Genomic DNA, 15,813 nt, shown 5'->3' with positions numbered 1-15,813 from the left:
TTTTTATTAGTTATAAATGATACTCGACTTTTGGAAAACTATATTATTTCCACTTACTCCATTTAGAATCTGAATATTTGGGGGCAAAAGTAATCATCAGCTGTTTCAAATCTCCCAAAACAATACCACCATTATTACCAGAATTAAAGAGATTAAAGATTTCATCATTTTTATTATCTATGAAAACATTGAAAAAATAATTTTGTTGGAAGGAATTTTCAAAAGTTTTTAATTGCATTAGACTATCAAAGATAATTTTTTTGTACTGAGTTTGATCTTGGTTATACATACCATCTAATCCCGCTCTATGATACGTATAAATCGTTGCACGCAATTGGTTCATGTTGGGATTCAGGATTTCTCCAATAAGTATAGATCTACTTCTAGGCTCATTGATCTGTCCCCAACCTTCATAGCCTCTATTTTGAGCATTTTGAGATATTTGTTGCGCCTTAGAAAACCACTGTGTTCCTGCCATAGATTGAAAACTATCTGCATCATAACCCAATATAAGATATATATAAAAACTAACGACATCTATCAAATTTTTACCAGAAAATTGTCTTTCGTTAAAAACTAGATTTTCGTTTTCTACATATTCAAAAGCAAATTTGGTGTCCTGCACATTCAGCAGTGGAGATTCATAAGTGGTGCCAAAAACAGGACGAACAGCCTGTACCACTATATTTCCTTTGAATTTGTTTCCGTTTTTCTCTATTAATACTATAGAGACATTAGATTTTATCTTTTCGAAATTTTGTAGTTTTTTTCCCGTCCAGCTTGTGTTATTAATGAAGTCTCTAAGACTTTTCTCCAACGATTTGTACGCTTGCTGATTACTCCCTGGCAATTGCTGAGCATTTACCTGAACTGTTGCTAATATCTCTTGCGAGAAAGCACTTTGGAAGCAAAAGAATAAAAGGATAAAAAGGATATATTTTTTCATTTTTCTATTAATAATTGAGAACGTGAAATTTAGTGCTTTTATTTTAAAAGTTGGGTTTCTACACAATCTAGTATATCTTTGGCTACATCATCTTTAGACTTCAGCGAAAATTCTTTTTTCTCTGTTTTGGTAAAAATTTTTATTTTGTTGGTATCATTTTTAAAACCTGCTCCTTCATCACGAAGAGAATTTAGAACAATCATGTCTAGATTTTTTTTCTTCAACTTCCCTTTTGCATTTTCTTCTTCATTCTGTGTTTCTAGCGCAAATCCTACCAAAAACTGATGCTTTTTTTGATCGCCCATTGTTTTTAGAATATCCGGATTTTTCACCATTTCTATGCTGAAAGTATCTTCGTTTTTCTTAATTTTTTCTACGGCAATATCTTTCGGTGCATAATCTGCAACGGCGGCGCTTGCAATACCAATATCTATTGCTTCATAAAATTCAAAAACCTTGGCAAGCATTTCCTTTGCAGATGTCACTCGATGTAGATCTATATTTTCATGTTTAGATTGCAAAGCGCTTGGTCCAGAAACCAAAATTACTTTCGCTCCTCTTTCCGCAGCTTCTTCTGCCAAAGAATATCCCATTTTACCAGAAGAATGATTCCCAATGAAACGGACAGGGTCTATGGCTTCATATGTTGGCCCAGCAGTAATGAGTACTGTTTTTCCTTCTAGAGATTTCGTACATGGTTTGCCAAAATAGTTTTCTACCGTTTGGAATATGGTTTCAGGCTCTGCCATTCTTCCTTGTCCTACCAATCCACTTGCCAATTCTCCATTTTCAGCAGGAATAATAATGTGTCCATATTCTTCAACCAATTCTAGATTTTGTTGTGTGGAAGGGTGTTGATACATATCTAGATCCATCGCAGGCGCTACAAATACTGGGCATTTTGCAGACATATACGTTGCTATAACCAAATTATCACAAATGCCATGTGTCATCTTTGCCAAAGTATTTGCAGTGCAAGGAGCCATAATAATAGCATCTGCCCACAGTGCCAGCTCCACATGACTGTTCCATGTTCCGTTTTCGTTATAAAATTCGGTATATACTGGCTTTTTGGATAAAGTAGAAAAACTAAGTTTGGTAACAAAATTCTCTGCATCAGGCGTCATAATCACTTGTACTTCCGCACCCGATTTTATGAACTGTCTAATAAGAAAATGAATTTTGTAAGCAGCAATGCCGCCAGAGACAGCAATAAGAATCCTTTTATCTGAAAGAGTCATGGAATGTATATTTTTTTTAAAGTACTAAAATACTTATTTTTTCTAAGATGAGAAGGTATATTAATAGCAAAGGTCATAAAAGAAATAATTCCTTTATGACCTTCGTTTATAAAAAAGATATTTGATATCTATTTTCTCTCTTCAGTTTTTCTGAAGTACACTTCTCCGTCCAACCACTCTTGGATAGCAATAGACGTTGGTTTTGGAAGCTTTTCGTAATGTTTAGAGATTTCAATTTGTTCTCTGTTTTCAAAAACTTCTTCCAATGTGGAATTATGAACTGCAAATTCGTCTAATTTATTGTGTAACTCAGTACGGATTTCTGCATTTATCTGCTCAGCTCTCTTCCCCATGATAACAATAGCTTCATAGATTGAACCTACTTTATCTTCAATCTTATCTTTATCGTAAGTAATTGTATTTACTTCTGCTTTTGTATCTTTTACGCTCATTTTCAGAAAATTATTTATTTATAAGTTGGCAAATTTACGAATTATCTTTGGATTTTGAAAGTGGCAGCTGGAGGTGGAGTTTGTAACGCCGCACTATCTCTTTGCATTTGCATTGCTTTCTTTTCGTTAGATAATTGTTCTTTAGCCTGCTGTTCTACTTTATTTTGATCAGCCATCTTTTCAGCTAATTTTTTTTGTTTTGCCGTCAGCACAGCAATCCTTTGTTCCGTATCTTTTTTTACGACTTGAAAATCTACTTTTTCCTTTTCCAATTTTTGTCTTAGATCGATAGCTGTTTTAGCATATTCTGTACTTGGAAGCTCTTTCTCTACTTGTTTAGAAAATGCAAGTGCATTATCTATACGTTCTTCTTTAAGTTCGAAAACAGAATTTTGAGCCAAATAATATTTAGCCTTCATCATATAATCATAGATTTTTGGACGAAGTTTTGTACTCGGATAATCTTCCAATACATTTTCAAAAGCGGTAGATGTAGATTTATAATTTGCCATCTTGTAATACTGCTTCGCATTCTCATAAGCTTTAAATTCTAGCTTATAGGAAAGTTCATCAATCAATGTATTGATATTTTTTGATCTTTCGGAATTGGGATAGTTGGTAAGAAACTCTTGCAATTCATTAATCGCCAATTCTGTACTCGTTTGGTCTAGATTATAATCCATAGAACCATTATAATAACACAATGCAGACATATAAGAAGCTTCTTCTTTCCTACTATCTTGCGTAAATGTAACAGCAAAATTTTTGAATTGGTGACCAGCTAATTTGTAGTTTTTATCATAATAATTAGCATAAGCAGAATTGAATACTACATTGGCCGCATCGTCTGTTCCTGCCACAAGATTGGGAAGTCTATCATAAAGTGCTAACGCATTTTTCCATTTCTTTTTAGCAAAATTATCGTTCGCTGTCTTCAGGATAAAATCTTTATCCGCGCTTTTCATTGCTTGATCTTGCTGACTGGTACATGCTGAGATGACAGCTATGGCAAAAATACCTAAAATATATTTTTTCATATAATATTCAACAGTTCTCGGATTTACCGATCTATTAATCTGCAAAAATATAACTTTTTTGCTAAAAGTATTATTTTTATGATTATTTAACGCAAATTTAATCGGCTACATATCCCAGACTTGCAAAAACACTCATCAGAAGATTGATCCTTACCTTTTTTTCCGCTTCCACCATATAAGTTTGATGATCTTGGTGTGGGACGTAAAGCTCGTAAAAATTTTTGTTTCTGATTACAAATAAAGTAGATCCTATAATCGTTGTTAATATATCTTCTGCCTTGGGTGCATAAGTGAATACCCCTACGGATACTCCTTTTTTGATCACTTCTTCTAGTTTTTTTACAAATAGTTGATAAAAACCCAACAGTTCATCCTTTAGATTATCCGTTCTTCTAAGCTCTTGTGTTACAAATCCATGAAAATAATTATATTTAAACAAATGAGAAACAATATACTTGATCATTTCTTTCATTTGCATATCTGGCTTTCCACTCTTTATAGTATCAGCAAACTCAGAAAAATTTTCTCTTGTTTTCAGCACTCTATATTGATATAGATAAGACATCATCTTCTCTTTGGAACCAAAATAATAAGAAATCATCGCCACATTAATATTGGCTTTGGATGATATATCTCTCACAGAAGTACCTTCGTATCCTTTTTTAGCAATAAGCTCTTCTGCTACATCTAGAATATGAATTTGCTTATCAGTAAATTTTTTTCCCATCAAGGTTGTTTTTAGTAAAGTTAAGAAATATTTAACATTATTATAAACAGTGGTTTAAATTTTTTTTTAATTATTTTTAAATAGCTACTTTTGAAAATGGATTTTTTTGATTTTCATCATCATAAGAAGAATTACACCTTCGGAATTTACAACCTAAATATAGGAGATACAGCTCCAGATGTACTTTATTCTATTGGAATTCACCCCCAGGATATCTGCAGAGATCAATTGAAATTTCAATTTAATTGGTTGCAATCTGAAATCACTTCAAATTGTTTTGCTATAGGAGAGTGTGGATTAGACTCTTTGGTTAATGTAGACGAAGAAACGCAGAAAAATGTTTTTTTAAGACAAATAAATCTTTCTAATGAAATAAAAAAGCCACTAATTATCCATTGTGTAAGAAAATATTATGAAATAATTTCTCTAAGTAGAAATGCCCAGCAAGCAATGATTATTCATGGTTTTAATAAAAAACAAAAGATTGCGATAGATCTTCTTGAAAATAAATTATATCTCAGTTTTGGAAAAGCGGTTTTGTATAATCTATCTTTGCAACACACGATAAAGTTTGTACCCATTGATAAATTGTTTTTGGAGACCGATGACTCTGATTTTAATATTTCAGAATTATATCAAAAGGTATCCGAACTCAAAAATATATCTTTAGAACAGCTTCATAATCAAATAAAAGAAAATTTAGAAACGATAAGCAATGGATAAGCTTTGGCTAGAAAGAACAGAACTTCTAATAAAAGAAGAAGGAATAGATAAACTTACTAATGCTACAGTTTTGGTAGTAGGTCTTGGTGGAGTAGGCTCTTTCGCTGCAGAATTTTTGGCGCGATCTGGAGTAGGAACAATGACTATTGTAGATGGAGATACGGTGGATATTACTAATATTAATAGGCAGCTTCCAGCATTACACTCCACCATTGGCAAACACAAGGTAGATGTAGTGGGCGATAGACTGATGGATATTAATCCTGCTCTGAATTTGGTAAGGATAAATGAATTTCTAAATCCAGAACGTATGGCAGAGGTTTTAGATTCTACTCCATTCGATTATGTTTTGGATTGTATTGATAGCATTACACCAAAGGTAACTTTGATACTTGCCGCAAAAAGGAGAAGAATAAAAATTGTAAGTGCAATGGGAGCTGGTGGAAAATCTGATCCCTCCAAAGTATTGGTAAGAGATATCAGCAAGACCCAAGAGTGTCATCTTGCAAAACAAGTCAGAAAAAGACTAAAAAAGGAAAAAATAGATAAAGGTATCCGTTGTGTTTTTTCTTCTGAAATACAAGACGAAACCAGCTTGAAGTTGACGGATGGAAGCAATTACAAACGATCTTTCTATGGAACGATAAGTTATATCCCTGCTATTTTTGGGCTTTATGCGGCTTCTGAAGTTATCAATTACCTTGTGAACAAAGACTAATGACCAATAATAAATATCCTAAAGAGGAAAAACTAAAAAAAAAGAACGAGATTACTCTACTTTTTGAGAAGGGAAAGTGGAGAAACTCAGGCAAACTGAGAATTATTATTCTAAAAAACCATCCAGATTTATCTGTTGACAATGTAAAGCTGGGTGTTTCCGTATCCAAAAGATATTTCAAGAAAGCTGTTTTTAGGAATCGAGTAAAAAGGCTTCTCCGAGAGTGTTATCGTCTGAATAAAGATTTATTTAAAGAAAATTTCGGCGACAAAACGGTTGCAATGTTGTTTTGGGTTTCACCAGAATTACCTGCAAAATTTCAAGAAGTAGAAGCGGAATTCATAAAATTGTGTCAGTCACAAAAAAAGTCTTAGATATTCTAAGACTTTTTTTGTGAAAACGTTCTAGAAGATATACTTTTTTTACATTATATTTTTTTCGTAGCTTTATACAAACAATTGATGCAAAATATGTTAGACAATATCCCTTATCTTCCCTACTTACTCAGTGCCTTCGTGGGTATTGGTTTGGCTGCCGCTTCTGGTTTCAGAGTTTTTTTACCTCTGTTTGCTGTGAGCCTCGCATCCTATTTCCATTGGATTCCTTACCACGAGAGCTTCGCTTGGCTTTCAGGCTTACCTGCACTTATCACAACTGGGATTGCGATGGTGGTTGAAATATTGGCGTATTATATTCCTTTTGTAGATCATTTACTAGATACTGTTTCCGTACCAATGGCAACGGTAGCAGGATCTGTTTTATTTGCAAGTCAGTTTGCAGATTTGGGAACACTACCCCAATGGGGACTAGCACTTATTGCTGGCGGTGGAACTGCAGCTACCATCAGCACTGGTTTTGCAGGTTTGCGCGCAGCTTCTACGGCAACTACCGGAGGATTGGGAAACTCTGTGGTGGGAACTACAGAAACGGCAGGAGCCGGCGTGATGGCAATATTGGCAATGGTAGCTCCTATTCTCGCAGCTATCTTTGCAATTATATCTATAGTTCTTATTATATATTTGGGCAAGAAGGCTTGGAAAAAAATTAGAAAAACCAAAAATAGTCTAACAATTACTTCATAAAAAAATCGGCTAAATATTTCATTTTGCCGATTTTCACTTTATAAGAATAGTTAATTCTTCGATTTATTGTCCTTTATTTCTTTTACTTTACCTTCGAAGTAGGCTTTTCTATCGGGATGCTTAAGCGCCAGTGTTTGGTAAGCTTTTATTGCCTTTGTATATAATTTTTGCTCAATATACAATTTTGCTAATGTTTCCGTCATCAAATGAGAAATATCGTCATTCTTTTCTTTAACTACGAAATTTACCTCATCTTTTAATTGGCTAATTTTTGGACTATTTTCTATAAAAGATTCAATTACTTTGTTCTTTTTCTCCAATACATCCTCCTCTATTTCTTCGGTTCTATCTATTTTCAACCAGCTTTGCCAAGTATTAATAAAACCTGGTACATTACTATCATCTACCATTGCAACTGTGGTTGTAGGCAAAGTTTCTTCTTTTATAATAGAAGGGATTTTCATTTCCTTAGAAAGTATTGTAGCAGTAGGATTTGATAATTTTTCAGTATTAGCGACAATCGTATTTCGTTTTATTTCAGTAGAAATCAGCTCCATATCACTAGTATCTTCAGTATCGATAGTAGTAGGTTTTTGTTCCACAATCTCTTGTACTCTTGCGTTAGTAAATTTGGATTCCTTTTTAGACAAGATAGAATCGGGTACATGAGCATCAATACTCATAGGTTTCCAAGTAGAAACGAGTTGTTCTTCCACGATTTCTGCGCTTTTTTCTTTCTCTTCAGTAAAATCTACTTCAGCGATTATTGGTTCTTCCTTCACTACTTGTGGTTCTATCACCATCATTTCTTCATTTTTAACCTTAAATGATTGAATTTCGGAAAAGTTAAGATCTGTAGAGTTTTCTTCAAGTTGAGTTTCTAAAGGTTTTTCCTCCACTTCTTTTTTAGCTTTCATCTTTTTCTCTACTTCTTCTATCAGTCTGCGCATTTCATCTTCATGCTTGTTGATAGAGTTAGATATCTGTGGTCCTTCTGAAACTTCATTGAAGGTGGTCCTATCTATTTTTACATTTGGCAAAAAAGAATCTGTACCATGAAAACTAAGCTCCGCTTCATCAGTAACCTCAGCAATTATTCCTTCGTCGGTTATTTTATCTTCTTCAATAATACTTTCTGCGCAACTTTCAACAGCAATAGTTTTCTCAGTAGAATTTACTTTTAAAGTAGGCAGACTATCATTTTCGATTTCTGGTTTTACTTCTATAGTATGCCTCTCCTCTCCTATTTCAAGAAATGGTCTTGCTAGTACATTATCATCAATTTTAGAATCACTATTTTCACATACTCCTTCTTGAGATCCTTTCTTTATATCTGAATTGATGGAAACATATTGTTCAACATCATCATTATGATGAATAACAATACTACCAGATTCTAGTGTAGACTCTAGATCAATGGTATCATTATTAGTTTCATTTAGGAAATTTTCTTCTCCCTCGAATAAGATTCTGTTTCTTTCGCCCTCTACAAAAACCACAATTGGCAATGGAGTTTTATCTTCTAAAACTTGTATAATTTCTTCCGACGCATACTTAGATTCAGCGTCTATAGCTGTAGAAACTGCTATATCCTCTGCAATTTTACATCCATTTCCGTCAAACTCTACAACATTTTGCAATACTCCATTCTCATCTAAACTGATAGAATTTACCTCAGCATTCGTATCATTGTCAATAGTATTATTTTGCATTATTATAGAACCAGATTCTAGTGTAGACTCTAGATCTATTGTGTTATTATTAGTTTCATTTAGGAAATTTTCTTCTCCCTCGAATAAGATTCTATTTCTTTCGCCCTCTACAAAAATAGTTTTAGGCTCAGGCTTTGTCTCTATTAAATCTTGAGTAATCTCCTCATAGTTGTGAAGTGAAGATGACAGTTTTATTGGTTCTTGCGCAAAAGATCCCTCTATTGGCTGTGCTTGTACCTCAGATATTTTCTCGGGATCTACTTTTGCACCCACTTCTTCTTTTTCTACCTCAATAGGTTTTACTTCCTGTTGTATCTTACCATTGATCAGTTGGTAAAGAATTTTCTTATCTGTAGTATATGCTGCTGTGGTAGATAGTACTTTTTGGTAATTATCTTGGTCGTAAAGGTGAACACCATACAGATGAAGTGCCCTAATATTTTGTATATAAGGGTATGAATTGATCTCCTCTCTTAATAAAGATAAATCATCTGATTGGATATTTTTGGGATTCTTAAGTAATTCTAAAACTCTAGCATTCATCTTATTACCAATTTGCTACGATATCGTTAAATATTTTATTTATAATTCTATCTGTCGCAATTTTCACTTGTGACACTTCTATATCACTTTGTGACAAACTGCTGTTGAAAACTGCTTCATCAGAATATGTTCTATCAAAACTCACATCAGGATGAAGTTTATTTTCGTAGTGCACTTTTACTGTAATAGTAAGTTTGTTCTGTGATTCCTGAATAATACCTGCAGATGTCTGTTGGGTATTAGAACTGATAGTAGTAGGCGTGATGGTATAATCTACAATTTCACCTTCTATCAAAATATCAGGGTTTTCTTTGGTTCCCTTCAAAGTAGTTCTCTGTAGAAACCTATTCTGAATACTTGTTGAAAATTGTTGCGCCAAGGCCGGATTTACTAATGGTGCAGTGTTGGGAAACTCGTTGATTTGTATTGTTTTTTCATCGGTAAGTGATGATCCTGTAAAACTGTAACAAGAATGCAGAGATCCTGCACAAATCATTAATATCAAAAAGTACTTCAGTTGATTCATTTTAAATTTTAATTTTAGTATTTTTCTTTAATACCAATTTCTGTAATTTCGTCGTATTCTATTTGCTTCAATGCATCCTCAAAAGCGATATAATGTGTTGTATACATATAAGGCATGGTTACCAAGACTCCTATACCGCAAGCAATAGCTCCTATTTGAGATAAAATCAATACAATAATACTGAATATAAATATCATTAGAAGATTTCCTTTGGTCATTATTTTAGACATTTTCCAAGCAGTTTTTATATCCGTAATACCTTTTAGAGAAAATAGTGCGGGAATATAAAATCCTTTCAGAACAAAATAAAATAAAGCTACAAAAATAAAAATCATATAAAGAAAACCGAAAATACCAGCCCCTATACCAGCAATTTCATTTTGAAGTAGCATAATGCCTGGAAAGATAAAAAACATTGGTATAAAAAGTACAAACAATCCTGCAATCATAATTAATTGAAGAATAAAATAGGTGGAAAAATTATCAAAATTAAATATATCTCCAGGGCTAGATGGTCTATGATTTTTCACATCTCGCAGATATTTGTACAAATTTCCCATGGCAAGAAAACCGCAAAATGGGATGATAGACATGATAAGACATAGAAAAGTTGCCAACGCAATATTTACAAATTCTTTCTTTAGAAGCTCATATCCTTCACTTAGATACAGATTCATATTGAAATTAATTGGTCTTGGAGATAATTTTACATTCATAATTTTTTGTGTGGTGTTTGGTGTTCGTGTTATTTTATTCTTCTAGATTGTATTGTTTTATTTTTCTGTATAAAGTTCTTTGAGAAATACCTAGCTCATCTGCTGCTTTGTTTCTTCTCCCATTGTGTTTCTCTAAGGCTTTTATTATTAGATCTTTTTCATTATTTTGAAGTGATAAAGATTCTGGCCTATTTTCTTCAATTACGATGTCCTCAAAATCCTGATAATCTTCTTCATTATTGCTAATGACGGTAGGGTTTTGAACTTCCAAATTATTTGTATTATTTTCTAAATATAGGAGTGTATTGTTTGCAGGAGATTGTTGCGCTTCTGGAGTATAAATTCTATTAATCAGATTTTTCTCATGATTGCTAAGATCTGCCGTCCCTTTATTTTTTATAAGCTCGGAAGTTAGTGATTTTAAATCATTAATGTCATTTCGCATATCAAAGAGAATCTTGTACATAATTTCTCTTTCGTTGCCAAAATCGTTTTGTTTTTGAGTATTGGGAGCGTTTACCACCATTGGCAGATTGGCATTCATCGGGATATATTCTGTAAGCCTGGCTACTGTTACCGCTCTGTCTCTTTCTACTACCGTCATCTGTTCTACCAAGTTTCTTAATTGACGGATATTTCCTGGGAAAGCATAATTTTCTATATAATGTACTGCACTTGGCTCCAAAACCAACTCTGGCATTCTGTATTTTTCGGCAAAATCTATTGCAAATTTCCTGAAAAGCAGGTGTACATCACCTTTTCTTTCTCTCAAAGGCGGCATATCTATTTGTACCGTATTCAGACGATAAAACAAATCCTCACGGAATCTGTTGTCTTGTATCGCCTTCATCATATTCACGTTGGTAGCCGCTACAATTCGTACATTGGTTTTTTGAATCTGAGAAGAACCTACTTTCATAAATTCTCCACTTTCCAACACCCTTAGTAGACGAACCTGAGTTTGCAAAGGCAACTCTCCTACTTCATCCAAAAAGATAGTACCACCATCTGCTACTTCAAAGTAGCCTTTTCTAGTGGCAGTAGCACCCGTAAAAGCACCTTTTTCGTGCCCAAATAATTCAGAATCTATTGTCCCCTCTGGGATTGCTCCACAGTTTACAACAATATAAGGCTGGTGCTTTCTTTTGGATTCTGAATGAATGATTTTCGGAATAAATTCTTTTCCCACACCACTTTCTCCGATTACCAAAACGGAAATATCGGTAGGGGCAACTTGTATAGATTTTTCTAGCGCACGGTTGAGTACAGGATAATTCCCTATAATTCCGAAACGTGCTTTTATAGATTGTAAGTCTGACATTGTATTACATTTAAAGTTAAAAAAAAATAAGATTTTAAAAGTTACAGCGCTTCAATTTGCGATCTGTACACTTTGTTAAAATGATGAGTATAGCCTTCTTTCATGGTTTTGCCCTCATCGTAGCTTGCTAAAGCCTTCTTTTTTAAATCTAAATAATCTTTGTTTCTGATTTTTGATACTTTACTTTTATAATATATGTTTTCTGAAAAATCGTTGTATTTACTTTGTTTTTCGAAGTTTTCTAAAGCTTTATCATATTTTCCAAGTTGGTAATAGGTAACTCCGAGTTGGTAATAATCGTAAAACCCAACTTGATGATCTTTTTGAGCCAACTGATTTTCTAAAATTGAAATAGCTTTTGCCTTTTGCCCCAAAGCCGAATAGCAAAGTGCCTTGGCAATATGCAACTCATAATCTCCGTTGGCTGAATATCCCAAATACCCTGTTGGATAAATTTTCTCTAAAGATTCAATATCTGCAATTGCTCCTTTATGATCTCTCAAAAATTGGTATTTGCACCAACCTCTGTAACCAAGATGTTTTTTAGGATCTAGTGCGACAGCTTTATCTATCAGTATTTTCCAAGTAGCAAAATCTCCTCTTTTAAGATAAGGAACAGATTTTTCCGAATACAAATGAGAAAATGTAGGGCAAAGTTGTATCGCTTTGTCAAAGCCCTCCTGAGATTGACTACTCCTTTGGTTGTATTTTTCTTCCAGTAAATTATACATTTCACAAGCTTTCTTGCAATCGTCACCTTGTACCGAATTGCAATTCACTTGTGCTGTAATCTGAACAGAAACAACTATAAATAGAATGCTAAGGCAATATTTCTGAAACTTTTCCATCTTCTATTTTATAAGTTAAATACTGATAGTAATCTAATTTTACCCCGTTATATTCTTTAATTTTGCAACCCTCTAACTTTTTAGTAAAACTTAATAGCTGATTGGCTAATATTTGATCAGAATTTTCTTCAATATAATTGAAATTCATAGATTTTGCTCTAAATAGACCAGATTTCCCTTCCCAATTCACCAAAAATCTAAAGGTAATATATCCATTAGATTCTTTATTTCCCTGAAGCTTTAGTTTTTCTAATTGCTTGATAATGGCAATTTTTTCACCTTCAAATTCAAAACCTTTGGTGTCATTATAATATTGAAATCCCAAATCTTTTTCAAAACATCTTTTGAATTTTGGATCATCTATTTTTTCTTCAAAAAAAATATCTCCTACTTGCGCAGAATACGTTGAAGTCATCTCTTTCTCCGTCTGGCATTGCATAAACACCGATGCGAATAAAAGTAAAAATAAAATATGTTTCATGCTTATACTATTTCATTATATCTTCTACTCCTCTGTTTCTAATTCTAAAAAACCATATGCATATGGCTTACTGTGATGTTCTGTCTCGAAGAGATAAAATCGTTTTGTGGTCTTAGATAGCTTTTCATCTACCAAAAGAACCCAGCTGTCATTCATACATTTATCCTCTCCAGTTGTCAATTTTTCTTGAGCAATACTATAATTCACTCCTTCTTCTACGGGGTAAATATCTTTAAGATTTTCTGCAAATTTCCAAACACTTGAACATGGAATATCTGGATAGTTGATTTTATAGCTTCCGTTTTTATTTTTCTGCACTTCAATTTTCCAAGTTTGATGATCCACCTGAATTCCAAACCCAAAATATTTTTCTGCTTTATTCTGAGCAAAAAAAACATTAGAAATAATCGCGAAACATAGAATGAGAAGATACTTCATAATTATTTTTAGATGAACTTATAATTACTCTACCACTCTCCCAATAAGTGTGCCTTGGGTATTGTCATACACAAATACGTCTACAAAATCTCCTAATTTTTGTCCTTCTGCCATATCAAATACACAAACAGCATTCTGAGAGTTTCTTCCCTTCCATTGTTTGTCATTTTTTCTAGATACACCTTCTATTAAAATTTGGTGGACTCTTCCTACATAGCCTTCCATTCTTTTTCTGGAAAGCTCACGCTGTAAGTCTATCACTTCTGCTAGACGTCTTTGCTTCACTTCAGCAGGGATGTCATCAGCCAGCTTTTTGTGCGCAGGTGTTCCTGGTCTTTCAGAGTAAGAGAACATATAACCATAGTCATACTCCACTTCACGCATTAGACTTAGGGTCTGTTGGTGATCTTCTTCGGTTTCTGTACAAAAACCAATAATCATATCTTGTGAGAATGAAATATCTGGAACAATTTCTTTAGCTCTTTTTATTAAATCTAGATATTCTTGACGGGTGTGTTGACGATTCATCAACTCCAGTATTCTATCGCTGCCACTTTGTACAGGAAGGTGAACATAGCTACAAACATTCTCGTGTTTCGCAATTACATGGAAAACTTTTTCCGTCATATCGTGCGGATTAGAGGTAGAAAAACGAATTCTCATATTGGGCACTGCATTGGCTACCAAATCTAGCAACTGAGCAAAATCTACCGCAGTAGCTTGTTGCATTTCAGAAGCTTTAGCGAAGTCTTTTTTCGGGCCACCACCATACCAAAGGTAAGAATCTACATTCTGACCAAGAAGTGTAATCTCTTTATAACCAGAATTTAGCAAATCTTTACATTCTTGGATAATGGAGTGTGGATCTCTACTTCTCTCGCGACCTCTAGTGAAAGGTACTACGCAAAATGTACACATATTATCACAACCTCTAGTGATGGTTACAAAAGCAGTAACTCCGTTTCCTCCTAATCTCACAGGATTAATGTCGGCATAGGTTTCCTCTTTAGATAGAATAACGTTGATGGCATCTCTACCATCATCCGTTTCCTTCAATAAATTAGGCAAATCTCTATACGCATCGGGTCCTACCACAAGGTCTACCAATTGTTCTTCTTCCAAAAATTTGGTTTTCAGACGCTCTGCCATACACCCCAAAACACCCACCGTCATATTAGGTTTTTCTTTCTTTAGATTTTTGAATTGAGCCAAACGCATTCTTACAGTTTGCTCTGCTTTTTCTCGGATAGAACAAGTATTCAGTAAAATAAGATCTGCTTCTTCTACTTTTAGAGTGGTATTGTATCCCTGATCATTAAGTATAGAGGCAACAATCTCAGAATCTGAAAAATTCATTTGACAGCCATAGCTTTCTAAGAATAATTTTTTTCCGTTTTCTGGTTTTTCTAATATGGCAAAGGCTTCCCCTTGCTTGGTCTCGTCTATATATTTTTCTTGCACTGTAGTAGTTTTTGAGAATTATAAATTTTTAAATTATAATTGAATGTGCAAAGATACAAAATATTGTGACAGAATGGCAGGAGACTAACGTTCTTCAAAAGTGATAGAAAAACTCATCGGATTGCTAATTCTATATTTTATCGGAATGTCATTGTAAAACGCAGGTTTCCAAACTTTTTTTAATCTAGAAAGCGTTCTTAGGAATTCATTATTAAAAACTGGATCGAATATAGAAGGAAATATTCTTGGATTTATTATTTTACCCTCTTCACTGATGTAAAATTCTAAATTGAATTTCCCATTGATATGATAATCAGAAAATAATGCCATAAAATTATCATGAAGATCTTTATCAAACGCTTTAAAACCCTTTGGATACTGTGCTGGAATCAAATATCTGCTTGCAACATATCCTTCTTTATACTCATTCATAAGATGTTTGGGGTAGACAATAAATTCTGTTATAGCGCTGTATTTATTGTTGTACACCTCAGCAGGTTTCCAATTATTAAGGTTTTTAAGCACAAGCATAGAAACATCATACGCACATTTATTTTTAGCAATTTGATCTACATCTGTATCCTTTACAATTTTTACACTTCCTTCTTTAGTGACTATTATTCTTGGTTGATAGATTTCTTTAGCATCACAATTTGATACTTTTTCATCAACTAATATCTGATGAATCTCTTTATAAAGTGAAACCTCACCTCCTTCATAAAAATATTGATCTGTAGGGTATTCATCAAGAATCTGAGCATTGAAATTAGAAAATAAAGCGCTTACAAAAAGCACCGAAATAAAGCGAATTTTATTTATCATTGTGTATTTTATAAGGAAA

18 protein-coding genes are annotated in these 15,813 nt (G+C 33.5%); 4 read left to right on the top strand and 14 right to left on the bottom strand.

Going from position 1 to position 15,813, the window contains the following annotated elements:
- Nucleotides 1–43: 43 nt before the first annotated feature.
- The 5 genes from ACKI42_RS00605 to ACKI42_RS00585 all read right to left on the bottom strand — a co-directional run bounded on the left by ACKI42_RS00605 (nt 44) and on the right by ACKI42_RS00585 (nt 4,403).
- Nucleotides 44–946, bottom strand: a complete 903-nt coding sequence (locus ACKI42_RS00605) for a DUF4835 family protein (protein WP_407401376.1) — start codon at nt 944–946, stop codon at nt 44–46.
- 38 nt (nt 947–984) lie between these two features.
- Nucleotides 985–2,187, bottom strand: a complete 1,203-nt coding sequence (gene coaBC / locus ACKI42_RS00600; protein ID WP_407401374.1) for a bifunctional phosphopantothenoylcysteine decarboxylase/phosphopantothenate--cysteine ligase CoaBC — start codon at nt 2,185–2,187, stop codon at nt 985–987.
- A 128-nt stretch (nt 2,188–2,315) separates the two neighbouring features.
- Nucleotides 2,316–2,639 carry a DNA-directed RNA polymerase subunit omega gene (locus ACKI42_RS00595; RefSeq protein WP_407401372.1) on the bottom strand — a complete coding sequence of 108 codons (324 nt, stop codon included), beginning with the start codon at nt 2,637–2,639 and terminating at the stop codon, nt 2,316–2,318.
- A gap of 41 nt (nt 2,640–2,680) precedes the next feature.
- Nucleotides 2,681–3,676 carry an outer membrane protein assembly factor BamD gene (locus tag ACKI42_RS00590; protein WP_407401370.1) on the bottom strand — a complete coding sequence of 332 codons (996 nt, stop codon included), beginning with the start codon at nt 3,674–3,676 and terminating at the stop codon, nt 2,681–2,683.
- Nucleotides 3,677–3,773: 97 nt separating this feature from the next.
- Complete coding sequence (locus ACKI42_RS00585; protein WP_407401368.1) at nt 3,774–4,403, bottom strand: TetR/AcrR family transcriptional regulator; 630 nt, start codon at nt 4,401–4,403, stop codon at nt 3,774–3,776.
- A gap of 96 nt (nt 4,404–4,499) precedes the next feature.
- Here ACKI42_RS00585 and ACKI42_RS00580 point away from each other — a divergent pair, with 96 nt between their 5' ends.
- The 4 genes from ACKI42_RS00580 to ACKI42_RS00565 all read left to right on the top strand — a co-directional run bounded on the left by ACKI42_RS00580 (nt 4,500) and on the right by ACKI42_RS00565 (nt 6,926).
- Nucleotides 4,500–5,126 (top strand): TatD family hydrolase, encoded by a 627-nt coding sequence (locus ACKI42_RS00580; RefSeq protein ID WP_407401366.1) that lies wholly within the window; start codon nt 4,500–4,502, stop codon nt 5,124–5,126.
- Complete coding sequence (locus ACKI42_RS00575) at nt 5,119–5,844, top strand: ThiF family adenylyltransferase (RefSeq protein WP_407401364.1); 726 nt, start codon at nt 5,119–5,121, stop codon at nt 5,842–5,844. The genes ACKI42_RS00580 and ACKI42_RS00575 overlap by 8 nt, the downstream gene beginning before the upstream one ends.
- Nucleotides 5,844–6,218, top strand: a complete 375-nt coding sequence (gene rnpA / locus ACKI42_RS00570) for a ribonuclease P protein component (protein WP_407401362.1) — start codon at nt 5,844–5,846, stop codon at nt 6,216–6,218. The genes ACKI42_RS00575 and rnpA overlap by 1 nt, the downstream gene beginning before the upstream one ends.
- A gap of 96 nt (nt 6,219–6,314) precedes the next feature.
- Nucleotides 6,315–6,926 carry a DUF4126 domain-containing protein gene (locus tag ACKI42_RS00565; protein ID WP_407401360.1) on the top strand — a complete coding sequence of 204 codons (612 nt, stop codon included), beginning with the start codon at nt 6,315–6,317 and terminating at the stop codon, nt 6,924–6,926.
- 50 nt (nt 6,927–6,976) lie between these two features.
- Here the strand turns inward: ACKI42_RS00565 and ACKI42_RS00560 are convergent, their stop codons facing one another.
- The 9 genes from ACKI42_RS00560 to ACKI42_RS00520 all read right to left on the bottom strand — a co-directional run bounded on the left by ACKI42_RS00560 (nt 6,977) and on the right by ACKI42_RS00520 (nt 15,794).
- A complete protein-coding gene (locus tag ACKI42_RS00560; RefSeq protein ID WP_407401358.1) occupies nt 6,977–9,181 on the bottom strand; it encodes a hypothetical protein in 2,205 nt (734 codons plus the stop codon).
- Between the two features lie 4 nt (nt 9,182–9,185).
- Entirely contained in the window at nt 9,186–9,707 is a 522-nt protein-coding gene (locus ACKI42_RS00555; protein WP_407401356.1) for an LptE family protein, read from the bottom strand.
- A 14-nt stretch (nt 9,708–9,721) separates the two neighbouring features.
- Nucleotides 9,722–10,423 carry a hypothetical protein gene (locus ACKI42_RS00550; protein ID WP_407401354.1) on the bottom strand — a complete coding sequence of 234 codons (702 nt, stop codon included), beginning with the start codon at nt 10,421–10,423 and terminating at the stop codon, nt 9,722–9,724.
- Nucleotides 10,424–10,457: 34 nt separating this feature from the next.
- The gene (locus ACKI42_RS00545; RefSeq protein WP_407401352.1) at nt 10,458–11,744 is read right to left on the bottom strand and encodes a sigma-54 interaction domain-containing protein; all 1,287 of its coding nucleotides are present in this window, start codon (nt 11,742–11,744) and stop codon (nt 10,458–10,460) included.
- Nucleotides 11,745–11,785: 41 nt separating this feature from the next.
- Complete coding sequence (locus ACKI42_RS00540) at nt 11,786–12,592, bottom strand: tetratricopeptide repeat protein (RefSeq protein ID WP_407401350.1); 807 nt, start codon at nt 12,590–12,592, stop codon at nt 11,786–11,788.
- Nucleotides 12,564–13,073 (bottom strand): hypothetical protein, encoded by a 510-nt coding sequence (locus ACKI42_RS00535; protein ID WP_407401348.1) that lies wholly within the window; start codon nt 13,071–13,073, stop codon nt 12,564–12,566. Before ACKI42_RS00535 ends, ACKI42_RS00540 begins: the two co-directional genes overlap by 29 nt.
- 24 nt (nt 13,074–13,097) lie before the next feature.
- Nucleotides 13,098–13,511: a hypothetical protein gene (locus ACKI42_RS00530; RefSeq protein ID WP_407401346.1), complete on the bottom strand. Its 414-nt coding sequence runs from the start codon at nt 13,509–13,511 to the stop codon at nt 13,098–13,100.
- Between the two features lie 24 nt (nt 13,512–13,535).
- On the bottom strand, nt 13,536–14,972 hold the full coding sequence (gene miaB, locus ACKI42_RS00525; protein ID WP_407401344.1) for a tRNA (N6-isopentenyl adenosine(37)-C2)-methylthiotransferase MiaB: 1,437 nt from the start codon (nt 14,970–14,972) through the stop codon (nt 13,536–13,538).
- Nucleotides 14,973–15,056: 84 nt separating this feature from the next.
- On the bottom strand, nt 15,057–15,794 hold the full coding sequence (locus ACKI42_RS00520) for an energy transducer TonB (RefSeq protein WP_407401342.1): 738 nt from the start codon (nt 15,792–15,794) through the stop codon (nt 15,057–15,059).
- Nucleotides 15,795–15,813 lie beyond the last annotated feature (19 nt).

Source organism: Chryseobacterium sp. (assembly GCF_045629545.1).
Classification (GTDB): Bacteria; Bacteroidota; Bacteroidia; order Flavobacteriales; family Weeksellaceae; genus Chryseobacterium.
Note: the sequence above shows the minus strand (reverse complement) of the source record. Positions and strands in the feature narration are given on the sequence as shown.